The 821-nt window shown below is 65.8% G+C and carries 1 protein-coding gene; it reads right to left on the bottom strand.

The window, feature by feature from the left end; translation table 11 throughout:
• Positions 1-791, bottom strand: a 791-nt coding sequence (locus P3H15_RS54210; protein WP_276144858.1) for an amino acid adenylation domain-containing protein, incomplete at its 3' end; no start/stop codon positions are given.
• Positions 792-821 lie beyond the last annotated feature (30 nt).

The following is an 821-nucleotide window of genomic DNA, read 5'->3' as shown; positions in this document are numbered from 1 at the left end:
GCTTCGATTTCGCCGAGTTCGATGCGGTGGCCGCGGATTTTGACTTGGAGGTCGCGGCGGCCGAGGAATTCGAGGGTGCCGTCGGGGTGCCAGCGGACGAGGTCGCCGGTGCGGTACATGCGTTGGCCGGGTGGGCCGTAGGGGTTGGCGACGAATCGTTCGGCGGTCCGTCCGGGCGCGCCGTGATAACCCCGCGCCAGCTGCACCCCAGCCACATACAACTCGCCCACCACCCCTACCGGCACCGGATGCAAGCGGCGGTCCAACACGTAGGCGTGGCAGTTGGTCTGGGGTGTGCCGATGGGTACCACTTTCTGTTCGTGCTGGGTACAGCGGTGGCAGATGACGCTGACGGTGGTTTCGGTGGGCCCGTACTGGTTCCACACCGTCGCCGGACCGGACTGGGTCAATCGCGTCACCGTGCGCCCTGACAATGTTTCACCGCCGAGGTAGATCACCCGCACGCCCCGGAGAACGTCGGGTGATCGGCTGGCCATCAGGGCGATCAATACCGTTGGCACCGAGGCCATATGGGTAATCGCACGGGTGCGGATGAGTTCGGCGAGGTAGTCGGGGTCGCGTTGGCCGTCCGGCCCTGCCAACACCACGCAGCTACCAACCTGCAGCGGAGCGAAGAGGTCGGGGGTCGACGCGTCGAAGGTCACCGCGTTGCTCTGCAATAGGCGGTCACCCAGGCTGTAATCTGACGCAACCCACTGCACCTCGTTGACGATTGCGCTGTGCGCCACGGTGACTCCCTTGGGGCGGCCGGTCGATCCCGAGGTGAACATCACGTATGCCGTGTTCTGCGGGCGCAGTGG

It is taken from the genome of Rhodococcus sp. T2V, from assembly GCF_029269925.1.
GTDB lineage: Bacteria > Actinomycetota > Actinomycetes > Mycobacteriales > Mycobacteriaceae > Rhodococcus_F > Rhodococcus_F koreensis.
This window is presented reverse-complemented; position numbering and strand designations above follow the sequence as displayed.